19 protein-coding genes are annotated in these 24,658 nt (G+C 51.6%); 1 reads left to right on the top strand and 18 read right to left on the bottom strand.

Going from position 1 to position 24,658, the window contains the following annotated elements; genetic code table 11:
• Positions 1-9 precede the first annotated feature (9 nt).
• The 17 genes from CXP40_RS12720 to ihfB form a co-directional block, all read right to left on the bottom strand.
• Positions 10-1,833, bottom strand: a complete 1,824-nt coding sequence (locus CXP40_RS12720) for a glucosamine 6-phosphate synthetase (RefSeq protein WP_106734009.1) — start codon at positions 1,831-1,833, stop codon at positions 10-12.
• A gap of 115 nt (positions 1,834-1,948) precedes the next feature.
• Positions 1,949-3,058, bottom strand: a complete 1,110-nt coding sequence (locus CXP40_RS12715) for a glycosyltransferase family 4 protein (protein ID WP_106734008.1) — start codon at positions 3,056-3,058, stop codon at positions 1,949-1,951.
• 4 nt (positions 3,059-3,062) lie between these two features.
• On the bottom strand, positions 3,063-4,208 hold the full coding sequence (locus CXP40_RS12710) for a glycosyltransferase (protein ID WP_106734007.1): 1,146 nt from the start codon (positions 4,206-4,208) through the stop codon (positions 3,063-3,065).
• Positions 4,209-6,092 (bottom strand): asparagine synthase (glutamine-hydrolyzing), encoded by a 1,884-nt coding sequence (gene asnB / locus CXP40_RS12705; RefSeq protein WP_106734032.1) that lies wholly within the window; start codon positions 6,090-6,092, stop codon positions 4,209-4,211. It abuts the gene before it with no gap.
• Positions 6,093-6,149: 57 nt separating this feature from the next.
• The gene (locus tag CXP40_RS12700) at positions 6,150-7,529 is read right to left on the bottom strand and encodes a hypothetical protein (protein WP_106734006.1); all 1,380 of its coding nucleotides are present in this window, start codon (positions 7,527-7,529) and stop codon (positions 6,150-6,152) included.
• Positions 7,526-8,893, bottom strand: coding sequence for a polysaccharide deacetylase family protein (locus tag CXP40_RS12695; RefSeq protein WP_106734005.1), 1,368 nt, complete (start codon positions 8,891-8,893; stop codon positions 7,526-7,528). The genes CXP40_RS12700 and CXP40_RS12695 overlap by 4 nt, the downstream gene beginning before the upstream one ends.
• Positions 8,890-10,803 (bottom strand): asparagine synthase (glutamine-hydrolyzing), encoded by a 1,914-nt coding sequence (gene asnB, locus CXP40_RS12690; protein WP_106734004.1) that lies wholly within the window; start codon positions 10,801-10,803, stop codon positions 8,890-8,892. Before asnB (CXP40_RS12690) ends, CXP40_RS12695 begins: the two co-directional genes overlap by 4 nt.
• A 2-nt stretch (positions 10,804-10,805) precedes the next feature.
• Positions 10,806-11,789, bottom strand: a complete 984-nt coding sequence (locus CXP40_RS12685) for a GNAT family N-acetyltransferase (protein ID WP_177429658.1) — start codon at positions 11,787-11,789, stop codon at positions 10,806-10,808.
• Between the two features lie 6 nt (positions 11,790-11,795).
• Complete coding sequence (locus tag CXP40_RS12680; RefSeq protein ID WP_218239017.1) at positions 11,796-12,662, bottom strand: methionyl-tRNA formyltransferase; 867 nt, start codon at positions 12,660-12,662, stop codon at positions 11,796-11,798.
• 95 nt (positions 12,663-12,757) lie between these two features.
• Complete coding sequence (locus CXP40_RS12675) at positions 12,758-14,020, bottom strand: oligosaccharide flippase family protein (protein ID WP_106734003.1); 1,263 nt, start codon at positions 14,018-14,020, stop codon at positions 12,758-12,760.
• Between the two features lie 6 nt (positions 14,021-14,026).
• Positions 14,027-15,856 carry an acyltransferase family protein gene (locus CXP40_RS12670; RefSeq protein WP_218239015.1) on the bottom strand — a complete coding sequence of 610 codons (1,830 nt, stop codon included), beginning with the start codon at positions 15,854-15,856 and terminating at the stop codon, positions 14,027-14,029.
• 11 nt (positions 15,857-15,867) lie between these two features.
• Positions 15,868-16,950, bottom strand: a complete 1,083-nt coding sequence (locus tag CXP40_RS12665; protein WP_106734001.1) for a DegT/DnrJ/EryC1/StrS aminotransferase family protein — start codon at positions 16,948-16,950, stop codon at positions 15,868-15,870.
• Complete coding sequence (gene wbpD, locus CXP40_RS12660) at positions 16,947-17,531, bottom strand: UDP-2-acetamido-3-amino-2,3-dideoxy-D-glucuronate N-acetyltransferase (RefSeq protein ID WP_106734000.1); 585 nt, start codon at positions 17,529-17,531, stop codon at positions 16,947-16,949. The genes CXP40_RS12665 and wbpD overlap by 4 nt, the downstream gene beginning before the upstream one ends.
• Positions 17,528-18,484 carry a Gfo/Idh/MocA family protein gene (locus CXP40_RS12655; protein WP_106733999.1) on the bottom strand — a complete coding sequence of 319 codons (957 nt, stop codon included), beginning with the start codon at positions 18,482-18,484 and terminating at the stop codon, positions 17,528-17,530. The genes wbpD and CXP40_RS12655 overlap by 4 nt, the downstream gene beginning before the upstream one ends.
• Before the next feature lie 64 nt (positions 18,485-18,548).
• Positions 18,549-19,850 (bottom strand): UDP-N-acetyl-D-glucosamine 6-dehydrogenase, encoded by a 1,302-nt coding sequence (gene wbpA, locus CXP40_RS12650; RefSeq protein ID WP_106734026.1) that lies wholly within the window; start codon positions 19,848-19,850, stop codon positions 18,549-18,551.
• Positions 19,851-19,885: 35 nt separating this feature from the next.
• Positions 19,886-21,352: an MBL fold metallo-hydrolase gene (locus tag CXP40_RS12645; RefSeq protein ID WP_106733998.1), complete on the bottom strand. Its 1,467-nt coding sequence runs from the start codon at positions 21,350-21,352 to the stop codon at positions 19,886-19,888.
• A gap of 204 nt (positions 21,353-21,556) precedes the next feature.
• Positions 21,557-21,841 (bottom strand): integration host factor subunit beta, encoded by a 285-nt coding sequence (ihfB, locus tag CXP40_RS12640; protein ID WP_003243558.1) that lies wholly within the window; start codon positions 21,839-21,841, stop codon positions 21,557-21,559.
• A 443-nt stretch (positions 21,842-22,284) separates the two neighbouring features.
• On the opposite strand from ihfB, the gene CXP40_RS12635 reads away from it, so the two are divergent.
• Entirely contained in the window at positions 22,285-22,728 is a 444-nt protein-coding gene (locus CXP40_RS12635; RefSeq protein WP_106733997.1) for a transposase, read from the top strand.
• Between the two features lie 145 nt (positions 22,729-22,873).
• Here the strand turns inward: CXP40_RS12635 and rpsA are convergent, their stop codons facing one another.
• Complete coding sequence (rpsA, locus tag CXP40_RS12630) at positions 22,874-24,556, bottom strand: 30S ribosomal protein S1 (protein ID WP_099525375.1); 1,683 nt, start codon at positions 24,554-24,556, stop codon at positions 22,874-22,876.
• Positions 24,557-24,658: the final 102 nt, after the last annotated feature.

Genomic DNA, 24,658 nt, shown 5'->3' with positions numbered 1-24,658 from the left:
GCTGGCCCGTCAGTCTTTGTACAAACGTGAAATTGAATTGACGACTTTGATCACCTCGGTGAAATCCATTCCGAGTGCGTCAAGATACCAGCGAATATTCTGATAGCGCGGGCGGTTCTCCTCACGCACCAGTTCCAGAGCACGCTCACGTGTGATTTCCCCTTCACGAATCTGATTACTGCGGAACGTGTCATGCTCGGAAAAACCGGCAACAAGGTAGTAAATGTAGTTATACAGCCCTGCCGTACCATCACCGATACGCCATGTGGTGCTGGTGTCTACCGCCAACTCCCAATCATATTCATTGATCAGGGTGTCATCGATGGCCTTTTCGTCCCAGCGCCAGTAATCAAAGATGTGGTAGTAATCTTTCTTCTCAGTGAAACTCCGGTAGTACTCACCAGACAGCGTGTCCCACAAGGAACTATTGAAGTATCCGGGGCTTTGCAGCATCGCCTTGAAACGAAGCTTCTGATACTCCATCTGTTTTTGCCAGCCGTGCATATAGACACGTTTTTCTTCGAAATCCGGCGGCACACCGAGGAAGCCAGCCTTGAAATGCGTGACCTCAAGCGGGTTGACACCCCAGAGATTCAAGCTAACGCCAGTTTGACGCTTCACCGTCTCGATATGGCGGAAGAAATGCTTGTCGCCCGCAGTCAGGATACTGATCATGCCCAGATGCGGAGCTTTCAGCCACGCTTTAAGGTTAACGGCGATATTACTGCGCTTCTTGGCAATATCGTCGGCAACGATGATGTTTTCCACCCCCAGAGCCGCACTCATCCGGCTGATATTGCGCCGACCAAGATCCGTCACCATACCCCAGTCATAGGTATAGGTGACCGGGTTCATCTTCAGTTCCTTGACGATAAGGTGCAGCCCGTAGCAGCTGTCACGACCACCGGAGAACGGCACGATACAGTCAGTCACCCCAGCACGCCGATACCCTTCAACCAGATTGAAGAGTTCTTCCTTGGGCTTAGGCACATTACGTGGAGTATAGGCATGACAATAGTTGCAAACGCCCTCGGCATCGAACTCGATGAAAGGCATCGTTTCGGGAAGAATGCAACGAGTGCAGCGACGCAGGTTCGGCTGCGGGTAAAGCAGCTGTTTCTCCTCAGACGAAATAAACTGAAACGGCGGAATCAGATTATGAACACGCTGGTTGTTGTCAGTAACCTTGATATTCTTTGCAACAGGTAGATCCAGCACGACTGCGTCATGTCGTATCTGCTGAATATTCGAGCAACCTATCTGCGTGAGCGGGTACATTTCCGAGGAAAAGCAAACACCTTCCTGAGCGTTACCGACATACAGGCTGCCATTATTGGAGAAGATCAAGGCCTTGCCGAGCCGAGGAATAACAATGGCACAGGCAATTACACCGACGCACAACTCCAATACTTTCTTCGACAGCCCCTCTAGATCGTCACCGGACTCCTCCAAGTGCTGCTCAGCTATGGCGGCAATAACCTCACTGTCGATTTCCAGAGCGCGAGCAGGTTTGATATGATTCCAAACCTCTGCGTCGTTAACGATGATACCGTTATGGATGACGCAAATATCACCACGCACGACTGGCTGGTTGTCAGCGAGTCCGTTTGTAATCAGACGGCTGTGGCCCAATACAAAGGCGGAGTCAAAAGGCTTGACCTGGGAAATCAGCTTCTTGATGTCATAATCTGCACGCTTAACCTGAAACCCAGAAGCATCCGCATAGATCAGTCCGCTGGAGTCACGCCCCCGCTGCCTGGCATGCAAAGCGAGCGTCTGGAGACTGGCCTTATCAATTACACGCCTAGCAATAATGCCAAAGATGCCGCACATATTTAATCCAAATTAATAAAAAACAAATGTAGCCAATACTTCCATTTCACTACACCCGAGCTCAAGATCCGCCAATATAAATCAACAGCAAGCTAACGAGCACTTGGCGCTTGTTTCATAGGCTACAATAGAAAGCCAGCAATTTCGCTTCTTCAATTCGCCAGTTGTATATATTCTGCACTGCACGCTGACCATTACCCCCCATGCGCTGAGCCTCTTCAGGGTGAGCGATGAGAAAATCTATAGCTTTGGCAACTGCAGCAGGATCTAGCGGATCCACACACAATCCGCACTCATGAAGCTCAACAATCTCACGCCACACTGGAAAATGAGAAGCGATAACTGGAACCCCGGCCGCCATGTACTCGAACATCTTCACTGGCAGCGCATCAAGATAGTTAACAACGGGGTGTAAGGTAACCAAGCCGGCCTTTGAGCGATCCAGCGTTGCCTTTACTCCGATCCTATCCAGCCAGCCTAACTCGTCAACACGCTGCCAGCCAGGCTGAGTACGCACCATACGCTCGAAATCAAGCTCTGAGAACTCGCCAGCTAACTGTAAGCGTGCTGCACTCTTGGTCAGCTCCATGCACTGAACGATCTCAAGAATACCGCGAATACGACCGAGACCACCTATATAGCAAACCTCATCATGTTTCTTGCTCCAATCCGGAGTGCCAGAAGACAATTCACCGAGAAGCGGAAAATTATTGATATCGACAGCGCGCACCCCGAGCTGGATAAATTTATCACGTATAAAAGGCGTAGCTGCAATTACGGCATCCAACTTAAGACAGGCCCAACGCTCATAGACTGCAAATGCATTGGATATTATAAACCTTGCGACCTTATTTAAGTAGGACTTACCAAGAATCTGCCTAGGTACATCTTCATGCGCATCAAATACAACTTTCTTACCAGCTTTCTTCAGCGTCAAACCGATAGGAATCAGTTCCGGATCGTGCAGGTGGTAGACATCCGCATTCAGTAGGCGAGCTTTAGCCAAAACACGCGCAGGCGCATGACGCATCCTGTCAAATCGTCCGCTGGATGAACCAACATCATAAATAGAGATGCCGTTTCTTTGCTCATCACCTTGCCCATCGGCCACCACGAGGCTGACACTGTAACCATTCTTGGCAAGCGAAGTACATTCCTTAAGGAAGATGCGAGCGTCATAGCGGGGATGAGCAGAAGTCAGATGTGCGACCTTATATAAGCTCATATTTCTATGCCCTAAGCTCAAGCATCACTCGATAGGCGTTCAGCATTTTTTGCTCCTGCACATCCCATGCATATTCACAAGCAACACGATAAGCACAGTCGCTCATAGATGCAAGATCTTGCACTAGCAAATCATCAACTACGCGATTGATACCGGCAGCAGTCAAGTCCTCAACGACAACCCCCATTTTATTCTTGCTCACCAAATCCGACATGTCACGCATATTTGATACCACGACAGGCAGCCCCGCCATTGAGTACTCAAACAACTTATTAGGCATACAATAAAAATATGACAAACACGTATTCTCTATTAAAGATACACCCAGATCAGCAGACGAAGTGTACTCGAGCACAATTTGAGAGGGTACAGCCGGGTAGAAAAAGATGTTGTTATACTGCGCAGCCGCCGCTTCAACCTCTGCTTGAAGCACACCATAGCCCATAAAAACAGCAACCACACGATCATCAAACCGCTGTTTAAACGCCTCTACAATCAACTGCACCCCACGCCCCGCCCCCAGCACCCCTTGGTAAAGCAAAATGATCTGATTCTCGCGAATACCCAATTGCTGACGAAAATGGTTATTTTTTTTTATAGCGCGGCGCACCGGCGCGTTCAACACAACTAAGGGACGAGCAATGCCATAGACACGGACATACCAATCGGCAATGCTTTCACTAACAACAAACATTAAGTCATGAGAGTAAATAAGCTTTCTCTCGAGCCATTTAGACATTGACTTCCGAAGACCACCCCCGCCCTCCTGCTCGGTTTCTAACTCATGCGCATCATAAACCAAATGAGCCTTGAAAATCAGTTTGTAAGCGCAGGCTATTGGCATAACCAATAAAGCATGCGCATTCACCACCTGCGGCTTGAACCTAGCCAGCAACCAAATAGAACGAAAGAAGAATTCAATATACTTCACACTTTGAAATAGCAGGTTCTTTGGCAGCTTCCTAGTTAGAAGACTAATACGATACAACTCAACACGTGGAGCAAGAACTTCATGCTTCCTCAAGGCATCCGTCCCGAGAGCGATGATCATTATTGACTCAAACACATTGGATTCCACCAAGGAGCTCACTTGCTTTAGGACGCGACTAGCATTAGTAAACTCATTCATATTAATGTGCGCGTTACGCATCTACGCCCCCTTAACCACTAACGTATACCAACGCAGGTAATTCACCCAGCGCCACACGCGCGAGTCAAATTTCTTCTCACCTGAAACCACACGTTCAAACTCTTTAATCAGCTCATCTTTATTAAGAAAAGCAATACTTGGCGCCTCGTGAAGCCAGCCTCTTATTTCACTCGCCATGCCAAGCAACCAATCGGACTCAGGCGTTGCGAAGCCAACTTTATCCCTCCGATCCAAGTGAGCATCAGGAACGATGCCACGCATAGCTTCACGGAACACATGCTTGGTCTCGCCCTCATCCGAGATGAGATACTCCTCAGGCAAACTCATCAGGAACTCAGCCAGTGGCAACGTCAAGAAAGGCACACGACTCTCAACGGAAAAAGCCATAGAGTTTCTATCGCCATGACGCAGCAAAGAAGGCAAACCGCGTCCCTGCAGCGCACCGGCCAGCGCCTCAAGCACACGATGACCTTTATTCACATTATGACGCGGCTCTCTCTTTTCGTAAAAGTTTATATTATTTCGAATAAGAGGATCTAAGTTCAACCAAGCCGGGCGAAAGTCTCGCCCCATATATTTTCTCACTCGAGCATACCACGAGTCTGGTAGTACAATTCGAGCCAAATACATCCACGCCAGCTTATAACTACGCCCCGGCCATTTTGACCATTTGCATGCAAATTTGTGCGCCGCTAAAAACTTGCGCCTCTCAAGAAGGCTAAGAATACGCTGCCCTGGATAACCTGAATAGCCCGCCAGTAGCTCATCAGCCCCTTGCCCATCCAAAGTAACCGTAATCCCACACTCTTTAGCTAGCTTAAAAACCCTATATTGAGCATAAATACTAGTCCCCCCAAAAGGCTCACCTTGCATTAATATCATGTCATCCAAATCGCGCTGCATTTCTTCGCCAGAAGAATATACTTTATGGGAAATAGCGTTGACATAATCATTAACGCCATCTACCCACTTTTCCTCAGACAACGCCTCGTCACTAGCAACATAACTGAATGTATGAATTTCTGCGTCAGGCTGTAATTTTCTGACAGCACAAACTACCGCTGAAGAGTCTATTCCGCCAGAAAGTGCAACCCCAAGCGGCACATCGCTTCGCAAATGATACTTAATACTTTCCAAAAATAATTCTTTGGTTTTTTTAGAAGCCTCAGCAAAATTCAAAAATGATCTAGGAATTAAATCTGGCCTCCACCACGAAACCGGCTTACAGGCTTCTCCTTTATCTAGATCATACTCAAAAAAATGCCCTGGCAATAAATTAAACACACCCTCCACGAAACTATTCTCAGTCGAATCATAGTCACCATGCACTAAGTAATCGTAACCTCTCTGCAAGTCGGGTCGAACTGGCTTATTAATCAGCCTAATAACACCACGAATATCCGACCCCCAAAAAAGCTGACCACCATCAGGAGCATAAAAAAGTGGCTTAACACCAAAGGCATCACGAACCAATGTGACTTTTTTTGATTTTTTATCTAGCACTGCAAAAGCGAACATCCCAATAAGCTTACGCAAGGAATCAATACCCCACGCTTGCCAAGCGGCAAGTAAGACCTCGGTATCCGACTCAGTAAGAAACTCATACCCTAACAATCTTAGTTCATCACGCAATTCGCAATAATTATAAATCTCACCATTAAAAATAATGCTTAAATCACCGCAGCGAGACTCAAATGGCTGAATGGCGGCATTACTCAGATCAATAATTGATAGACGCGCATGGGCGAAGCCTACCACCTTAGCGCCAAGGTGGTACACATTAAAGCGCTGCGCATCTGGACCTCTATGCTTGATCATACTCAGCGCAGACGAAAGATCGCTGTGTTTATCAGCATTTGAAACAAAACCTAAAAACCCGCACACAGAGACCCCCAAAACAATTCAATAAGTCAAACGCTTATAAGGTAGCAAACGCCAACTTCATACAACCTTTAGTTTCATCGGAACTCGCTCATCCTCCCAACTCTTAAAGGATGAGCGACTGGGAAATACATTGACTGCAAAACCCAGGAAAAACCACATGACTGACCATTCCTTACCAACAGCCAAGTTTGCATAAAAGAATAGAAAACCTAATATAAAAAACAACCATAGACCTATGGATACCAAAAGGAAACCGGATTCCTCTCTAGCGGAACACCTCATAAAAACAAAAATATGCCGCACTATGAGGATTAGTAGTAGCGCCACTATCGAGAACCCTATCAATCCAAGCTCGGCGATAATATTAGGGAAAAAGCTATGAAGCGTTCGACTAGGATCATCACTGACTAATCGTGCGACATCTAGATTACCAAATAATAATGCATTACCAATCTGCTCTGCCCCTTCTTCCCTGAGTATCTCCATCCTGGAAGTTATCGAAGAATTTACTCCTGAACCAAAACCAAATATCCTAGTTTTCTGCAAATCAAATGATGTTGCCTGAACCAAAGCAAAAGCAGCTAAAGCACTAAAACTCACTACAACCAGGGAGTACTTAAACAGCCCCTTAAAAATACACACAGAAAAAGGAATAGACAGCACTCCTCGTAAGTATTGATCGCGAACATCTTCATCGACATACAACAATGCAAGCACGAAACTCATCATATAAATTGCCAAAATACATGCAGTTGCAGTATTGGCACCCATCGCTTGACTACTCACCAGATTCAAGATTGTCATTGAAAAATAAGCAGCCAAGTATACAAGCAAGCTCTTTTTTTTGTTTGCCTTGAGGCGAGAAACCAGATTTAAAAGAACAAAGGAACACATTAGAAATAAGCATATCATAAAATTCCCAGGACGCTGATAGTCACCATTCACGCCATCCATGTAGAATATCTCACCACTACTCAACAGCCTATTATTAAATGAGATAAAAACCCACACATAGAAAAGAAAGAGCGCAGCAAATAAAAACTTTAACCAAAAGAGCTTCCCAATCGTGTTAATCTTATCCAATGCCTGACGCGCAAAAGTACCCAGCAAGAAGAACAAGAGAATACCACTCGTAGTGGCAACGGTTAGTTTCTTTAGATGCGCGAGGTCGTTTAAGTCCACTAGAATGCGATATGTTAGCCATACGACAAAAAGAAGAAACACGAAGAAGTGCCCATGAACTGCGGTGCGGCACCGAAAAAAATCTAACAGCAAAGAAATACCCGAGAGCACAAAGAAGGCCCCCAGTAGCGGCAATGCTGTACCGCCATCGCCAACATTCAATACATTAAGCACAAGATACGTGAAGAGCAGCAAAAGCTTACCTGACATCACATAGCCAGCTTCATCCTCATTAAATATTTTATATACGATCATGATTTATCTTCGATAAGTCTTTCATAGACTTTCTTGAGACTTACCCCACCAGTAAAAAATGAGTTATGCCATAGAAGGGTAAAACATCCACCGAGCGCACGGCATTTTCCCTTCAATTCCAATATCTTGCTTTCAGCCGATCCGAGACTTATGGCTTCCGAATAAACTCCACCAATTATCGTACACTCCATAACAACCAGGGGTCGAATACGAAGGCTCATTGGTTGCAATGATGCAGGGTTGAACGCTGGGTATTCAAAGCAAGTTCCACAGCGAAAGCCTGGACGGTCGGCATACCCAAGAGTTGAATCATAGGCCAGCCCTGCATCATTCCAAGCCTGTAGTGTTGTTGGTTGCTCCCAGCGCAGATAGTGCATACGTCCACCGATGGCGCTTTGCTGAATGTTCTCTTCGGCCAAGATTGCCTTCAGACGTTCCGCCTCCTGCGCAACCAATGCTGGTCTCTGATAAGTGCCATAGCTGGGGTGCAAACCAATTTCATGACCGCGTTCATGGATGCGCCGCATCAATGCGCGAATAATGGGGTGCCCTGGCTCGTAGTCGGCATCCATATCACTGGTTCGCCCACAAATAAAGTAAAAAGCGCTAGTCAGATTATTGGCTTCGGAGACATCCATAAGCCACTCGAAGGTATTATGGGGGTCGGCAGGATGCAGTGTGCCTTTGGTCATCTGCTTTACCAAGGCAGCGGTGCAGAATGCGCCTAAGTCGCGTCGTTTCAGGATATGGCCAGCCATCATGCGGGCCACCAGTCGCCAGGGCTTGAATGCATAGAGGCTTGGACTATCCACATCGTGGCTCACCTTAACCTCAAAGCGATGCCGTGTAAGCCTGATGCCTGGCCATGTTCTGCCAATTACCTGTCCCAACACATGCAGCCACTCATCCACAATGGGGCGCTCTAGATAATTGTGCATATAGCCATGGGAAGCGGTAGCAGGAAATCGAGCATGATTATCCAAATCAGTGCGACCTACTTCCTCTTGGCGCGTAAGCATCCAATAGGTCAACCCGAGAATATCGTAGCCAATGTGCCAGCCACTTTCCGTTGCTGTAATTAGGGGCGCGCACAAGTCGTGGCCACCCGGAGCGGGCAACGACCCTGGTAGGGCCGTATCCCAGCCCTCGTCAAGCGCATTCCACCTGGCGCAGCCGAGGCTAGAGTCAGTGCGAGTGAAAGTACTGCCGTCCAGTGCTAGCTGGATACAGCGCGCATCACCAGGAACGCATAGCGCAATGTGGTTAGCCTCTGGCTGAGGCAATAAGTCAAAGGTATGGCCAAAGCGCTCTTTTAAAATAGTTTGCAGCCAAGTGAGCGCAGCCGCAGTATGCCAAAACCTCATACTCGTGCAGCCGTCTTTTTATTTGCCAAACGAGGTGGTTTTTGTGACTTTTCTACGAACAAAAGATACCACGTGGCTAAATTGAGCCAACGTATCTTGTGAGTCATAGAAGCGTCCGCTCTATCTAGCGGTACATCGCTAGCAGCAACCCCCAACCATTGAAGAAAAGCTGGATTTTTCACCCGCTTGGCCATCCAGTCTTTAAGACTACCTTCAAACCAATGGGATTCGGGAATGGGCCAGCCCATTTTGTCTTTGCGCCAGACAATTTCATCAGGCAACTTACCCGAAAACGCACGCCGCGCAAGGTACTTGGTCCAACCACCGTGCAGCTTGTAAGCGGCGGGCACAGAGGCTAAAAACTCTACCAGTCGATAATCCATGAACGGCATACGTGACTCAATAGAATGCGCCATGGATACCCGATCAGAGTAATGAATCAGCACACGCAGCGACGCTTTCAGATCCTGCAACAACTTTTCATTCAAATGAATAAAGGGATCCATTTTATATCCGAGCCCGCGCACCAGCTTCATCACGAAGGATTTACCACAAATCCGTCTCGTCAGTCCGACCGCCAAGCCGCGTAATGCAAAACGGTAAGCACCTGGAATAGCCATAACCTTGGGCAGTTCCATAGCGACTTGGCGCAGCGGCATTTGCGCAAACCAAGGTGCCAGATAGGGTAAATAACCGGCAAGTTGTTCATCAGCTCCCTGACCATCCAGGGTAACGGTAACATCTGTCTGCGCCACAAGCATGAAGGTGTGCCAGCCGGACATACATGTGCTCTCAGGCGGATAGTCCATGGCATAGATGAGCTTTTCGTGTTCGCTCGGCACGGCATCGACATGGGGTTCGATCTGATTGGAGCGCACATCCAAGGCGTGAGCCAGATGGTCAATAAATGGTGACTCGTCGCAATCTTGTGTACCAGCCGATTTATAGACACTGGAAAAGGTCTCTTGCCGATCAGCCACGCCCTGCTCTTTCAATATCTTGTTGATCAGGTAGACGATGGATGAGCTATCCAGCCCCCCCGAAAGTGCTGACCCCACCTTGACATCGGCACGCAATCGCAAACGGACGGCATCTTCCAATAATTGGTAATAGGTATCGGCTAATACCTGTGCCTTCGCATCGTCAAATGCCTCAGTGCTTAAATTGGGTCGCACATCCCAATAAATTTGTGGCTGTATATTCTCACTGCACAAATCAGCGAACGAACACTCTACAAAACTCGCCGCTGGAAAACGCAATATGCCCTGCCACGCAGTTTTCACACCTGTTTCCGAGGGGCCATTATTCAAGTAGTTTCTGGCAAACTCCGGATCTGCAATGGCCGTAATAGCCGAATGCTCAAGCAATGCCTTTATTTCTGATGCAAAAATAAAAGTGCTATTTACGTGTGCATAATACAACGGTTTGATAGCGAACCGATCACGAGCGATGAAAACTCGGTGCAGCAGTGTATCCACCAGCACAAAGGCCCACATACCGTTGAACTTATTCAAACACGATACGCCCCAAGCATCGTAAGCGGCCAGAATCACCTCGGTATCCGAGTGGGAGGCAAAGCTATACCCTATCGACTCCAACTCCTGGCGCAATTCAACGTGGTTATAAATTTCACCATTGAAGGTGATGGCATAGCGCTCTTGCCAGACCATCGGCTGATGCCCCTGCGGACTTAAATCAACAATGGCCAAACGTCGATGTGCCAGCGCAATGTGGTATGGCGACGCAGGAGAAAAATCAATCAAACCTGGTAACGGTCTATCCGCCTGTACGTCTTGGGACAGCATAAAACCTTGCCCGTCCGGGCCACGGTGAGCCTGCACATCACTCATGAGTTGAATGTCTGTTGCCCGAATGGGGACTTGAGAAATAATTCCGGCGATGGCACACATGGCTATTTATTCCAGTCTCTTTTCAACTCGCGCAGAACGTGCACGATTTTGAGCGCGCGCGAAGGGGTTTTGCTGACGGTGAAATACGGTGTTTGCTGTGCGCCAAAGGCACGGAAAAACCTCTCTACCGGCTCAAGCATCGAGCCTTCAAAATCAAACCGCTGCGTTACTGTTGCGGCAAATTTGATGGCCTCCCACATGCACAAGCTGGTGGCGCCGCTGTTGCGCAACTTCGGGTCGCCCCCACCCATCAGGTAATAAGCGCTATTGCCATCCCATACTATATAGGCACCGGCGTGGCGGTTCCCCTGCTCGTCTTCGGCTATGAAAATTTTTCGCGCCTGCCGGGTGGCACAAGCCTGATCGAGCCGCCGTACGAATGACTCGTTATAAGGCAAAGCCATATCCTGGCGGGCAAATGTCATTCGGTTAAGCACTAAAAAATCTTCAAGCGCTAAATCCTCGCGCACGCGCAACTTGAAACGGTCACTGGCTTTTTTGATTTCTCGACGGATATTTTCCTGCAAGCCTTGCCATAGGAGTTGCTCGTCGTTCAGCGCGTCCAGTATGTAGGTGTATCGCGTGGTCTGCTTAAAGCCCGCCCAGTAAAACGGCAGCCAGTTGCCCATTTGCCAATGCCAGTTTTGAGTGTACTGGGCAAAGGGTGGCAGTTGAGCAATCAATGCTTGCAACCAATCTTTTTGCTGTGCCAGCTGGGTGGCCGACTTGCCGGTTGTCTCGCGCAGCCAAGGACCGAGGCTCTGCGTCAGAGCTGGCTGGCCGAGCAAAAGCAAGCCATAGCGCTTGCGCTGCACGTAGGGCATGGCGGCAACAATGATGTCGCCCTTATGAACCAAGGCTACATCCCAATTCCCTTCCCCAGCCGTGGCATCAAGCCACCAAGCTTGACTGAATAAGGGGATGGAGGACTCCTGGGTGCAGAGAGCCCGGTATTTGTCTATGCGATCACACCAATTAGCTTCCAAAACAAATCACTTCTGAAGAATCTTTAGAATAAGTTTCTTTATATCAAAATCAATATAAATATAAATAACCCCACCACTGGCAAATACGCATTGCCTATTTTTATATTTCCCAACCTTGCCTGGGATGCCTGATGGTGCCTCTGTCTTTTCATACTCCTGAATTGTCCAGCGCTGCCCCGCCATCAAGCCAGTGGGCGGTGAAATTGCGTTTAACCAAAGTTCTGTACCACGCAAGACATGCCACACCCTCTCAATCGGCCAATGCTCCCAATCAATGATTTGTGAATGCTCTTCAGGGATCAGGTTTCGAGCACGGGGCGTGCTGCCTTGTACAGACTGTGGCGTGCGCGGCGCGTTATTTTGTGCGATGGCATCAATGGTTTTCAACACAAGGGGCACCCCCAGCTCACCAATTAATTTATCAAGTCGAGCAGGCGATTTGGTACCCAGGGGAATATGCATCCTCTCCTGATAAATAATATCCCCCGTATCTTCGCCAGCATCGACATAATGAACAGTGACACCGGGATACATCTCCATATCATAATACTGCCAAAAGTCAGGATTCGGACCACGGTAGTCCGGAAGGTATGAGGGATGCAAATTAATTACACCACGGGACGGGATCCTCAGAATATCGTCCTTAAGAAGCTGAGACATACTGAACACCACAATAAGCTCTGGCTTTAACTCCGCAACCCAGCCAGCAATCTCTTTTGCATTCCCCTTCCATATAAAATTATACGGAACATTCTTTCCCTTACAGAAATCTCGTAAAGATACAGACTTTCGCCCCGTTACAAACCAATATAGATCTTTTAAAATATCAATCAAAAGCGATCGTTTTTTTGAACCTTCATAGCCACGCGACATGGACTCCAACACACCAACAACTTGGTGCCTCGTGCCGAACAATGGACTGACCAGCCGAGAAACACCTTGAGTTATTAGCAACACCCTTATTGCACTCATATAGCGGTATCACCCTTTGCAAATCTAAAACTCATAGCCACGTTAATCATCTGCATGCAACAGCAACTTACCACATAAAAAACCAAGGCCAGCTTCACATCAAATAACCAAAAACCCATATAAAAAGAACCAACTGCCATCGAAACCAGGGCCATCTGCCACAACAAATCGAGACGCTGCTTTTGAGCGATCATGAACATTACACTAAGCGGCCCCGCAACAAAGTCGAAAAAAAACTTCAGCGTCAGAATTTGCGCATACTCACCCGCTATACGCCACTGCCCTCCAAAAACAAAAGCAAACATATCAGGAGCAATGAAGAAAAACATAAGAAACGGCAATACAGATATCAGCAGCAAGCGCTTAAGTGTTTTTTTATAAATAGCAAGGCAATTGCCCTGATGGCTATATGCCTGACTAGCCTCTTGCCGAAATACATCACCCAGAGCACCGGCAACCAGAGCCATAGGAGCCCCCATGACACGCTGCGTCAGGGTAAAAAATCCAGCGGAGGCTGCGCTGAACAACGCATTGAGCAATAAAACCGGCATTTGCCCTGAGGCAGTGTTGAAGCCGTGGGCGACGATCAGGTATTTAGGGAAATTGATGTACTTTCTGGCCAGAGCCAGACTGCGCAGGGGCCGCAGGGTACGGATCAGTTTATGATCTTCACGCCAGATTAAGCGCGCCATGACGCTGGTAGCAAACACTTGACCTGTCACTTGGCCCGCCACCAAGCCTAACCCTTCAACGCGTGCAAAGCTTAACTGCGCCAACGCCGCACTACCACTTTGTACGGTGCGGCTGATAGCCAAGCGTTTGTATTGAGTTTTGCGGTTGCTCCAGTAGTTGAGGCCTTGGTATGTGCCCATTAAAAACGTTGAGGCAGGTACCCAATATAGCCAGGGCGCCAACTTCGGATCGCCTAAAAACAGGACAATCTGCGAGTTGAACAATATGACTAATAGCAGCAGGTATGCGCTAACTACTGCACTGAGCAATACCACCAGTGCAGCGATGTGCCCCGCATCGCGATCTTGCCGAGGCAACAGGATGGCTTGCTCGTAACGCCCCGTCACCAGCACTACGGCAATTGATACGACCGCCATGTAAAACGCAAACAGACCAAACTCCTCCGGGCTATAAAGGCGCGTAAGAATCGGGCTGATGGCAATTGGGATGGCCTGCGCCAAGCCCGTACCAGTCATCAAGGTGAGCACGTTACGGGCGTAGCGGCTTTGCGGTAGAAGCTTGCGCACTGGTGATTAATCCAGAATTTGGCTAAAGGCGCCACGCGCCACGCCGGCATAGAGCCTGGCACCGACTTCGTTGAGGTGGTGCTCATCGAGGTAGATGGGAAGGCCATCGGCAAAAGGTGCCTGGGCGAACACGCCACTGGCTTCAAAATTGAGGCTGGTGACTCCGCTGTAATTGGCTGCCAACCTTCGCAGGCGAGCATTTGCTTGTTGGTAAGCAGGATCTATCTCGACTCTCGGCGCTAGCCCTAGTGCCTGGAATCGCAGTGCGCGCAGTGGATTTTTACTGAGTAGCGGCTCCTGCTCAAGAATGAAGATTTTTGAACCGGCTCGACTTTGCGCCGCTAAAAAGTTGCTCAGTGCATGTTGAAAATCATCAGAGGCCAACTGCCAGTTCCAACTGGCTGCAAGGAATATCACCTGGCCGCTGATCAGGTATTTTTGCGCTTGCTCAATTTGCTCCTGGCAGGCCTTTTGTGCCCACTCAGCAATTCGCTGGTAATCAAATCCTGGGATCGTCACACAACTGCTGGCGGTAATGACTCGCGCCTTAAAGCCCAGCTCTTTGCCCAGATCATCAAAAAAGAGATTGAGCATGGCTGCGTGGGAATCACCCAATACAAGCACTTCCTTGTCACTGTTTAAGTCGCCCTTGAGACAGTCAGCGACGATTAGACCGTGGCAGATTGTGGCGGGGTCGGCATAACGGGTGTATTCGACGGGTAGCGTAGGCGGTGTCAGCGCTTGGTTGAGCCTGGCCATACTGGGGCTGGTGGCCAGAACAGCACCTGCCAGCAGACCATAGCCGAACACGTGCTTGAGACGGCTGCGCCGAGCACGCAGTGGCGATTCGAGTGCGTAATACGAGAGGCTAGCCAGCGCCAGGGTGAGCGTTATGAACAGCAGGCTGAACGGCATATCCAGCACCTGTGCGCCTGTGTAGTAGCGCAGCAGCGCCAGCACAGGCCAGTGCCATAGGTAAAGCGAGTATGACAATTCGCCCAGCCAGACCATGGGTTTGCTGCCCAGCAGTTGCCCAGCCGGCGCCTGAGCTGGCTGCGCCATTATAAGCAGCGCACCCGCGACTGGGAGCAGTGCAGGTAAGCCGGGAAAGTGTCCTAGTTGGGGCTGTAGTGTGGCCGAGGCTAGCAGTAATGCAAGCCCAAGGCTGGCAAACCACGACCTACCCTCCAACCCCGTATACATATAAAGAGCAAGAATCCCGCCGGCAAAAAACTCTGGCAGTCGCGCATACAGGCTGTAGTAAGTGGCTTGTTCGATGCCAAGCCCACGCAGGCGGTATTCGGCTACTGCAGTGAGTGTTATCAGCAAAATGACAAACAGCCATCTGAGCGCTTTGACCGGCAACAGCAGAACCAACAGTGGAGCCAGTAAATAGAACTGTATTTCCACCGCCAGCGACCAAGTGTGAAGCAGAGGCTGCTCGTGGCTGGCTGGGGCAAAGTAGTCACCGAAACCGGCAAAGTAGTGATTGCTGTTGAACCAGGCAGCCTGTTTAAGGCCTTGCTTATAGATAGCCAGATCTGCTGGCAGGAATAGCACCGCAGCCAGTAGCGAGACCACTACCAACATCGCGAAATACGCCGGAGCGATACGCTTGAGGCGGCTTACGTAAAAGCCGCGCAAGGTGCTAACAGGACGGTAGCCAAGCTGGTGTTTTTTATTCAGCAGAATGCTGACAATCAGGTAGCCGGAGAGCACCAGAAATACATCCACACCGACAAACCCACCAGGCAGCCAGGCGGGGTTGAAGTGAAAAAGCATCACCATCAGGACCGCGACGGCGCGCAGGCCCTGAATGTCGGGGCGGTAGTTCATAAGTGCCAGCCTTAAGACACGAGAGCCCGAACGACACTTTCTATGTCGTCTGACCTCATATACGGATGGAACGGCAGACTCATGACCCTTTCAGCAACTGCATCGCCTACGGGCAGGCAAGCATTGTTATCGGCTACCGCAGGCTGCTTGTTAAGAGGGATTGGGTAGTGCACCGCGGTTGGGATGCCTTGCTCTTTTAATTTGGCTTGTACAGCGTCACGATTTTCCACCTGAATGGTGAACTGGGCGTAAGCGCTGATGTTGTGCGCTTCGGTAAATGGAGAGCTGTTGATACCAGCCGCTTTGAGGCAGAGATCATAGCTGGCAGCAACCTGTTGGCGTAACTGAATCTCTTCTGCAAATATCTCCAGCTTGGGCAGCAAAATGGCAGCTTGCAGAGTATCCAGGCGGCTGTTTACGCCCACCCGAATGTGGTGATAGCGACGATCCTGACCATGGCGGGCGATCTGGCGCATTACCTTGGCCAATTCGTCATCGTTGGTGAAAATCGCTCCGCCATCGCCATAACAACCAAGAGGCTTACTTGGAAAGAAGCTGGTGCAGGCAATAGTCGTCAGATTGCAGGAACGCTTGTCTTTGTAGGTGGCACCGAAGCTTTGCGCGGCATCTTCAATAACGGGGATGCCGTACCGGGCAGCAATGGTATTGATCGCATCGTAGTCGGCGCATTGGCCATATAGCGAAACAGGGATAATCGCCTTGGTGCGCGGAGTGATGGCAGCTTCAAGCAGTGTCGGATCGAGGTTATAGGTGCGCGGATCGACATCCACGTACACCGGTTTTGCCCCTAGCAGAGCGACTGTCTCGGCCGTGGCGATATAGGTGAAGCCTGGGGTGATGACCTCATCGCCCGGACCGATGCCCAGCGCCATCTGTGCAATCTGCAGTGCATCGGTACCGTTGGCCACGCTAATGCAGTATTTGGCGCCCACGAAGGCCGCCAGCTTTTCCTCTAGCTCGGCCACTTCCGGGCCAAGAATGTACTGACCATGGGCCAGTACGCGCTGGATATTGGCATCGATCTTGTCTTTGATCAGCGCCTGCTGCGTCTTGAGGTCGATGAATTCGATCACTGCGCTTGCTCCTTTCTAAGCACGCTTCCCTCGAGCACATAGCGCCCCCCGGAGTGAATGCATGGCGCACTCCCCTGCCCGGTGAGCGGCAGATCCAGCTGCTCGCCGTGCTCGCTCATCCAGCCTATATGCCGGGCAGGAACACCCACCATCAGTGCATAGGCCGGCACATCCTTGTTGACGACCGCGCCAGCACCAATAAAGGCGAACTCTCCGATGGTGACACCGCAGACGATGGTGCAGTTGGCGCCGAGCGTGGCGCCCTTCTTCACCAAGGTATCGCGATATTCGCTCTTGCGCTCGATCAGCGAACGCGGGTTGTAGACGTTGGTAAACACCATGCTCGGGCCGCAAAAGACGCCGTCCTCAAGCGTGACGTTGTCGTAAACCGATACGTTGTTCTGGATCTTGCAATGATCGCCGATCAGCACTTTGTTACCGACGAATACGTTTTGCCCCAGGGACACACCTTGGCCAATCCGAGCGCCCGCGCATACGTGAACGAAATGCCAGATACGCGAACCTTCGCCAATCTGTGCGCCCTCATCGACGATGGCGCTGGGATGCTGGTAGTAGCTCATAGGCAACCCAGCAGGCGCGCAAGGAACGGGTGATCTTCACCGTTCTGAGCGCGAGTAGCGACCAGGGTACGGATGGTCTCCACGGTTTCCACGCAGTGGCGAGCGTCCTCGATTCCATATCCATCGCCATTGAGAATGGCTTGGTAGCTAACAGTGTGCAGGTCAGTGAAGCCCTCGGAAAACTCGATCTCGACACCATCGCAGGTGATGGAGCGGTAAGTCGGCTTCTTGCCCTTTACTGCATCAGGCAGGTCGTTCGCATCGATGGAGAGGAACCAGCGAACGCGGGCGTTTTCATACTCCAGATATCCCGTGGCCTTGTAGTTATCGACGTAATGCACCACGTTGCGCTGCAGCGCGCCGAAGATGAAGTGCAACATGTCGAAGAAATGGACGCCAATGTTCGTGGCGACGCCGAAAGATTTGCGCGGGTCGCCCTTCCAGCTCTCCATATACCAGTTGCCGCGACTGGTGATGTAAGTCAGCTCCACTTCGTGCTTGTGGTCTTTGCTGCCAGCTCCCACGCGCTGCTTCAGATCGATGATCGCCTGGTGATGCCGGAGCTGCAGGATGTTGTAGAGGCGCTTGCCCGTCTCGCGCTCGACCAATGACAGGTCGTCGAGCAAATCGCTGGTCGGTACCAGTGGCTTTTCGCAGATGACATCGCAGCCGAGACGCAGGCCTGCCGTGATATGCGGATGGTGCAGATAGTTGGGCGAGCAGATCGAGACGTAATCGAGCGCAGTCGACGGATGACGCTTGAGGCGCGAGGCGTAATCGTGGAAACGCTCGAACTCGGTGAAAAACTCGCTTTGCGGCGAGATACTGTCGATGATGCCGACCGAGTCGTTGATGTCGTAGGCACAGACCAGTTGGTTGCCGGTGTCCTTGATAGCGCGCATGTGGCGCGGAGCGATATAGCCGGCAGCACCGACCAGGGCGAATTTTTTCATGTTTGTATCTCGCAAAAGTATAACGGGCCGGCCTGCATGCACTGAGCCGACCCGCCTGGCAGGATCAGGCCTTGATAACGTTCGGATGGGCAGCGCGATACTTGCCGCGGGTGTCGACGATCAGGCGCGCATTGGCCTTGATCAGCTCGTAATCGAAACGTTCATGGTCGGTCGCCAAAACCACCGCGTCGAAGCTGGCGATATTCTCGGCGCTCAGCGCCTCGCTGCTCAGGTCGAAGTGATGCTCACGCATTTCCGGGAACGCAGGCACATGCGGGTCGCTGTAGGCCACCACGCCACCTTTGGCCTGAATGAGCTCCATGATTTCCACCGAGGGAGATTCGCGCATGTCGTCGACGTTTTTCTTGTAGGCGATGCCAAGCACCAGGATGCGGCTGCCCTTAAGTGCCTGTCCACGATCATTCAAGCCATCCATCAGCTTGCCGAGCACGTACTCAGGCATGGCTTGGTTGACCTCACCGGACAGCTCAATAAAACGGGTATGCAAGCCGTACTCGCGCGCCTTCCAGGTCAGGTAGAACGGGTCGATCGGGATGCAATGACCGCCCAGCCCAGGCCCTGGATAGTACGGGGTGAAGCCGAAAGGCTTGGTCGCAGCGGCATCAACGACCTCGAAGATGTCGATCCCCATACGATCAGCGACCACCTTCATTTCATTGACCAAGCCAATGTTCACGGCACGGTGAATGTTTTCCAGTAGCTTGGTCATTTCCGCCGCTTTCGTTGAGCTGACAGGCACGACCTGGTCGATGGCCTGCTCGTACAGGGCGATACCGATTTCAAGGCAGTTCGGCGTGTGGCCACCGATGACCTTGGGAATAGTACGGGTCTCGAAATCTGGGTTGCCCGGATCTTCACGCTCCGGAGAGTAGACCAGAAAGATGTGCTCGCCGACGCGCAGACCACCGGACTCAACGCGCGGAAGCAGTTCTTCCTCGGTAGTCCCCGGATAGGTGGTGCTTTCCAGCGATACCACCTGCCCTGCGCGCAGATAAGGCTGGATTGCCTCAGTGGTATTTATCACGAAGCTCATATCGGGTTCGCGATACTTATTCAACGGCGTTGGCACGCACAGGATCAAAGCATCGCATTCGCTGGCCCGTGCGAAATCGCATGTGGCCTCGAAGCCACTATTGCGTGCACGCGAAACATGTTCGCTGGCGATGTGCTCGATGTAGCTCTTCCCGGCATTGAGCTGGTCGACCTTCTCGACATCAATATCAATGCCAAGCACGCGAAAGCCAATGGCGTTGTAACGCAACATCAGCGGCAAGCCGACATAGCCGAGACCGACAATCCCGATCAACGCATCCCGGCTTTTGAATTTATCGATATACGCTTGCAGCGAATCAGCCTTCACTCTTACACCCCATCAAAACTTCACGGAATTACTATTTTTAAAGCCCTGTCAGTCGCGTCGTAGCGCTGCTGCAGAACCGTTGAGAATTGCTGCTTGGCTCCAGACTCGCCATGCACGATACGAACTTCTGACGGCCAATGCGTCATCCGGGTAACAAAGCTAACCAAGCCCTTCTGATCCGCATGGGCAGAATAACCGCCTATGGTATGCACCTGAGCCCGAATCTCATAGCGCTGCCCGTCAAATTCCACATGGCCACTACGCGGACCAAAGCGCTGGATCTGTCGCCCGGGCGTACCTTCAGCCTGGTAGCCGACAAAGAGCACATCATGCCGCTCATCACCGAGCATGGCTTTGAGGTAGTTGACAATGCGCCCACTGGAGCACATACCGTTGCCAGCGATGACGATAGCCGGCTGAGCGGTTTGCGTCAGACGGTTGACCATGGCCAGATGGGCCTGGTGGCTATCGACCGTTAGCAGATTACGAAAAGCCAGTGGGTTACGGCCTTTGGCCAAGCGTCCCCTCGCCTCTACGTCCCAGAAGTGATCGAGCTCGCGATACACCGCCGTAAAACGACTGGCCAGCGGGGAGTCGAGGATGATGGGCAAGTTTGCCCAGTCAAGCGCAGGCGCCTTGCTTGTGTTCGACTTTGAAGCACTCGACTGGGCCTTAGCCGGCTCTTTCAGCGCTCTGCAATGGATGATGTCTTCGAGTTCGTAAAGCAGCTCTTGAGTGCGCCCAATGCTGAAAGCAGGAATCAGAACTGTGCCCTGATTGCTCAGCGCGTGCTCGAGCACTTTTTCCAGTCGCGCGCGACGACTGCGGCGATCTTCGTGGAGGCGGTCGCCATAGGTGCTTTCGATGACCAGAATATCGGCTTTGTATGGGGCTTTAGGTGCCGGGAGGATTGGCGCATGAGGTGCACCCAGGTCGCCAGAGAACACGATGCGCTTCTTCTCGCCCGTCTCGGGGTAGTGCAGATCAACCTCGACGTAGGCCGAGCCGAGGATGTGGCCAGCGCGTTGTAAACGAATGCGAGCGTTGAGCTGTTTCGTGTCGATCAGGGTGAACCACTGCTTATAGGGCAAGGCGACGATGCGCTGCTCGATCAGCTTGAGGTAGCGCTCTACTTGTTTCTGGTCACGGCTGAAACCGAGCTTGAAGGCATCCTCAAGGACGATGGGCAACAACTTGGCCGATGGTTCACTACAGAGAATCGGACCTTTGAAGCCGGCTGCAAGGAGATAGGGTATGCGGCCCACGTGGTCGATATGAACATGGGTTGCGACCAGTGCTTTGATACCGTCCAGAGAGAAATCGATTGCGAGCTTGCCGGCGCCTGCCCGGCCTTCAGGGGAGGTTTCAGCACCTTGAAAGAGGCCGCAGTCAATCAGCAGCGCATGCTCATCATCCATCCGTAGCTGATGGCATGAGCCCGTAACGCCCGTGACAGCGCCGTGATGAACAATGGAGGGGTACCGCACGAGTTAATCCCTTAACGCTGACGAAATCTAAAGGGACTCAGCCCAGTAGTACGGAATACAATGAGAATAGCTAAACGCGAATGCGTCCAATGAAGCCATCAAAAGGCCACTAACGTGAGAACCCGCACATTTTGACGGTTTTTTTCTGTTTGGCAAGCATAACGAAATACTGACGCCGTCAGGCCGACTCCTCCTACAGGAACATCATTCGTCCTCATTAACCCGATCACGCAATTCCTTGCCCGGCTTGAAATGCGGTACGAACTTGCCGTCCAGACGCACCGATTGCCCGGTTTTCGGGTTACGCCCAACGCGCGGTGCGCGGTAGTGCAGCGAGAAGCTGCCAAAGCCGCGAATCTCGATGCGATCCCCCGTGGCCAGTGCCTGGGACATTTGCTCCAGCATGGTCTTGATGGCTAGCTCGACATCCTTGGAGGACAGCTGACCTTGATGAGTGACAATTCTTTCGATCAACTCCGACTTGGTCATGGTTTTCCCTTCTTTTTCAAGCGGCTAGAAGACTCGACGGTTTGGTTTTAGCACGCTGATCAGGTTTTGAACAGCCTAAAAAACAAGGTGTTAGCGAGTTTTGGGGTTAGTTGTGATAACCAGGGCTTCGTGCAGGAGGCTTGCGTCGAGGCGAAGCTTTTGGGTATTGGTTCGATATTGCGGGATGGCCACCATTCGCTGCGGGGCGCAGCTCCTACAGAGAGCGTCGACTGGCGCATTCGTGTAGGAGCCCCGCCTCGGGGCGAAGCTTTTGGGGCTGTGTTTGGTATTGCAGGATGGCTGCCATTCGCGGCGGGTCGCCGCTCCCACATAGGACTGCTTCGCTTGGTGCATCCGTGTAGGAGCTCCGCCCCGGGGCGAAGCTTTTGCCAGGCCCAGACTCGTCTATGCTGGGCTGACACACTCTTGCGGAAGGGAGTCCGATGACAGAGAAGCGCTACGCCTCAGACAGGCTTCGAAAAGGACGCTGGTCATGCAGCGGGCAAATCTATCTTGTCACGGCCGTAACCAAGAACCGCACACCCGTCTTTGCTGATTTCTCAGCGGCGCGCTCGCTCATACAAGTCATCCGCAAAGATGAATTGCTAGGCTCCCACCAAACCCTTTGCTTTGTCGTAATGCCGGATCACTTGCATTGGCTGCTGCAATTACAGGATGAAACCTTGCCCCGACTGGTGGGCAGAGTTAAATCAATATCCGCCAAACACCTGGGACAACCGATATGGCAGAAAGGATTTCATGACCATGCCCTGCGACGGGAAGAGGATGTTCGGAATGTAGCCCGTTATGTGGTGGCAAATCCCATAAGAGCCGGACTTGTGGAGCGGGTCGGCGATTATTCGCACTGGGATGCGCTGTGGATTTAAGCACAGCGGCATAGGTCAAGCTTGCATTGCGAGATGACCGCCATTCGCGGCGGAGCGCCGCTCCTACAAGGGCAGTGTCATTGAGAATGCAGAAATGAAAAAGGCGACCCGAGGGTCGCCCTTTTCCTGAATGGATTAACCGAACTTAGTTCTGTTTTTCCATTTGAGCACGGAGCAGATCACCAATGGTGGTCGGGCCGGTGCTTTCAACGTCTTGCTTGTTACGCAGTTCCTTCATCGCGTCTTTCTCGTCTTCAACGTCTTTCGACTTGACGGACAGGCTGATGACGCGGGACTTGCGGTCGACGCTGATGATCTTGGCTTCTACTTCGTCGCCTTCTTTCAGGACGTTGCGCGCGTCTTCAACGCGGTCACGGCTGATTTCGGAGGCTTTCAGGGTAGCTTCGATCTCGTTGCCCAGGTCAATGATGGCGCCCTTGGCGTCTACTTCTTTCACAACGCCACGGACGATGGTGCCCTTGTCGTTGATGGAGACGTAGTTGCTGAACGGATCGTCTTCCAGTTGCTTGATGCCCAGGGAGATGCGCTCGCGCTCCGGGTCAACCGACAGGATGACGGTTTCCAGTTCGTCGCCCTTCTTGAAGCGACGCACGGCTTCTTCGCCGGCTTCGTTCCAGGAGATGTCGGACAGGTGAACCAGGCCGTCAATGCCGCCGTCCAGACCAATGAAGATACCGAAATCGGTGATCGACTTGATGGTGCCGGAGATCTTGTCACCCTTGTTGAACTGACCGGAGAAGTCTTCCCACGGGTTGGTCTTGCACTGCTTGATACCCAGGGAGATACGACGACGCTCTTCGTCGATGTCCAGAACCATGACTTCCACTTCGTCGCCGACGTTAACGACTTTCGACGGGTGGATGTTCTTGTTGGTCCAGTCCATTTCGGAAACGTGCACCAGGCCTTCCACGCCCTCTTCCAGCTCGGCGAAGCAGCCGTAGTCGGTGAGGTTGGTGACGCGGGCAACAACGCGGGTGTTTTCCGGGTAACGAGCTTTGATGGCAACCCATGGGTCTTCGCCCAGTTGCTTCAGGCCCAGGGATACGCGGTTACGCTCGCGATCGTACTTCAGAACCTTGACGTCGATCTCGTCGCCAACGTTGACGATCTCGGACGGGTGCTTGATGCGCTTCCAAGCCATGTCGGTGATGTGCAGCAGGCCATCTACGCCGCCCAGGTCAACGAACGCACCGTAGTCGGTGAGGTTCTTGACGATACCTTTGACTTGCTGGCCTTCCTGCAGGGATTCCAGCAGAGCTTCGCGCTCGGCGCTGTTCTCGGCTTCCAGGACGCTGCGACGGGAAACGACAACGTTGTTGCGCTTCTGGTCCAGTTTGATGACCTTGAATTCCAGCTCTTTGCCTTCCAGGTGAGTGGTATCACGCACCGGACGGACATCAACCAGGGAACCCGGCAGGAACGCGCGGATGCCGTTGACGTCAACAGTGAAGCCGCCTTTGACCTTACCGTTGATAACGCCCTTGACCACTTCTTCAGCGTTGAACGCAGCTTCCAGAACCAGCCAGGATTCAGCGCGCTTGGCTTTCTCGCGGGACAGCTTGGTTTCACCGAAGCCATCTTCAACCGCGTCCAGCGCGACGTGGACTTCGTCACCGACCTTGATGGTCAGCTCGCCTTGTTCGTTGAAGAACTGGTCGAGCGGGATGACGCCCTCGGACTTCAGACCTGCGTGAACGGTAACCCAGTCACCGTCGATGTCGACCACGATACCGGTGATGATGGCGCCCGGCTGCATGTCGAGGGATTTCAGGCTTTCTTCAAATAGTTCTGCAAAGCTTTCGCTCATGTTGATTCCTGTTGATCAAGGGCGGGGATTCGCCCAAACCACATTCCAGACCATGTGGGTTCGTTCATATGAAAAGAGGCCTACGGGACAAGGACTGGTCTC

The sequence above is a fragment of the Pseudomonas sp. YY-1 genome, assembly GCF_002843095.1.
Classification (GTDB): Bacteria; Pseudomonadota; Gammaproteobacteria; order Pseudomonadales; family Pseudomonadaceae; genus Aquipseudomonas; species Aquipseudomonas sediminis_A.
The sequence above is the reverse complement of the archived record's forward strand: the minus strand, read 5'-3'. Positions and strand labels throughout refer to the sequence as shown.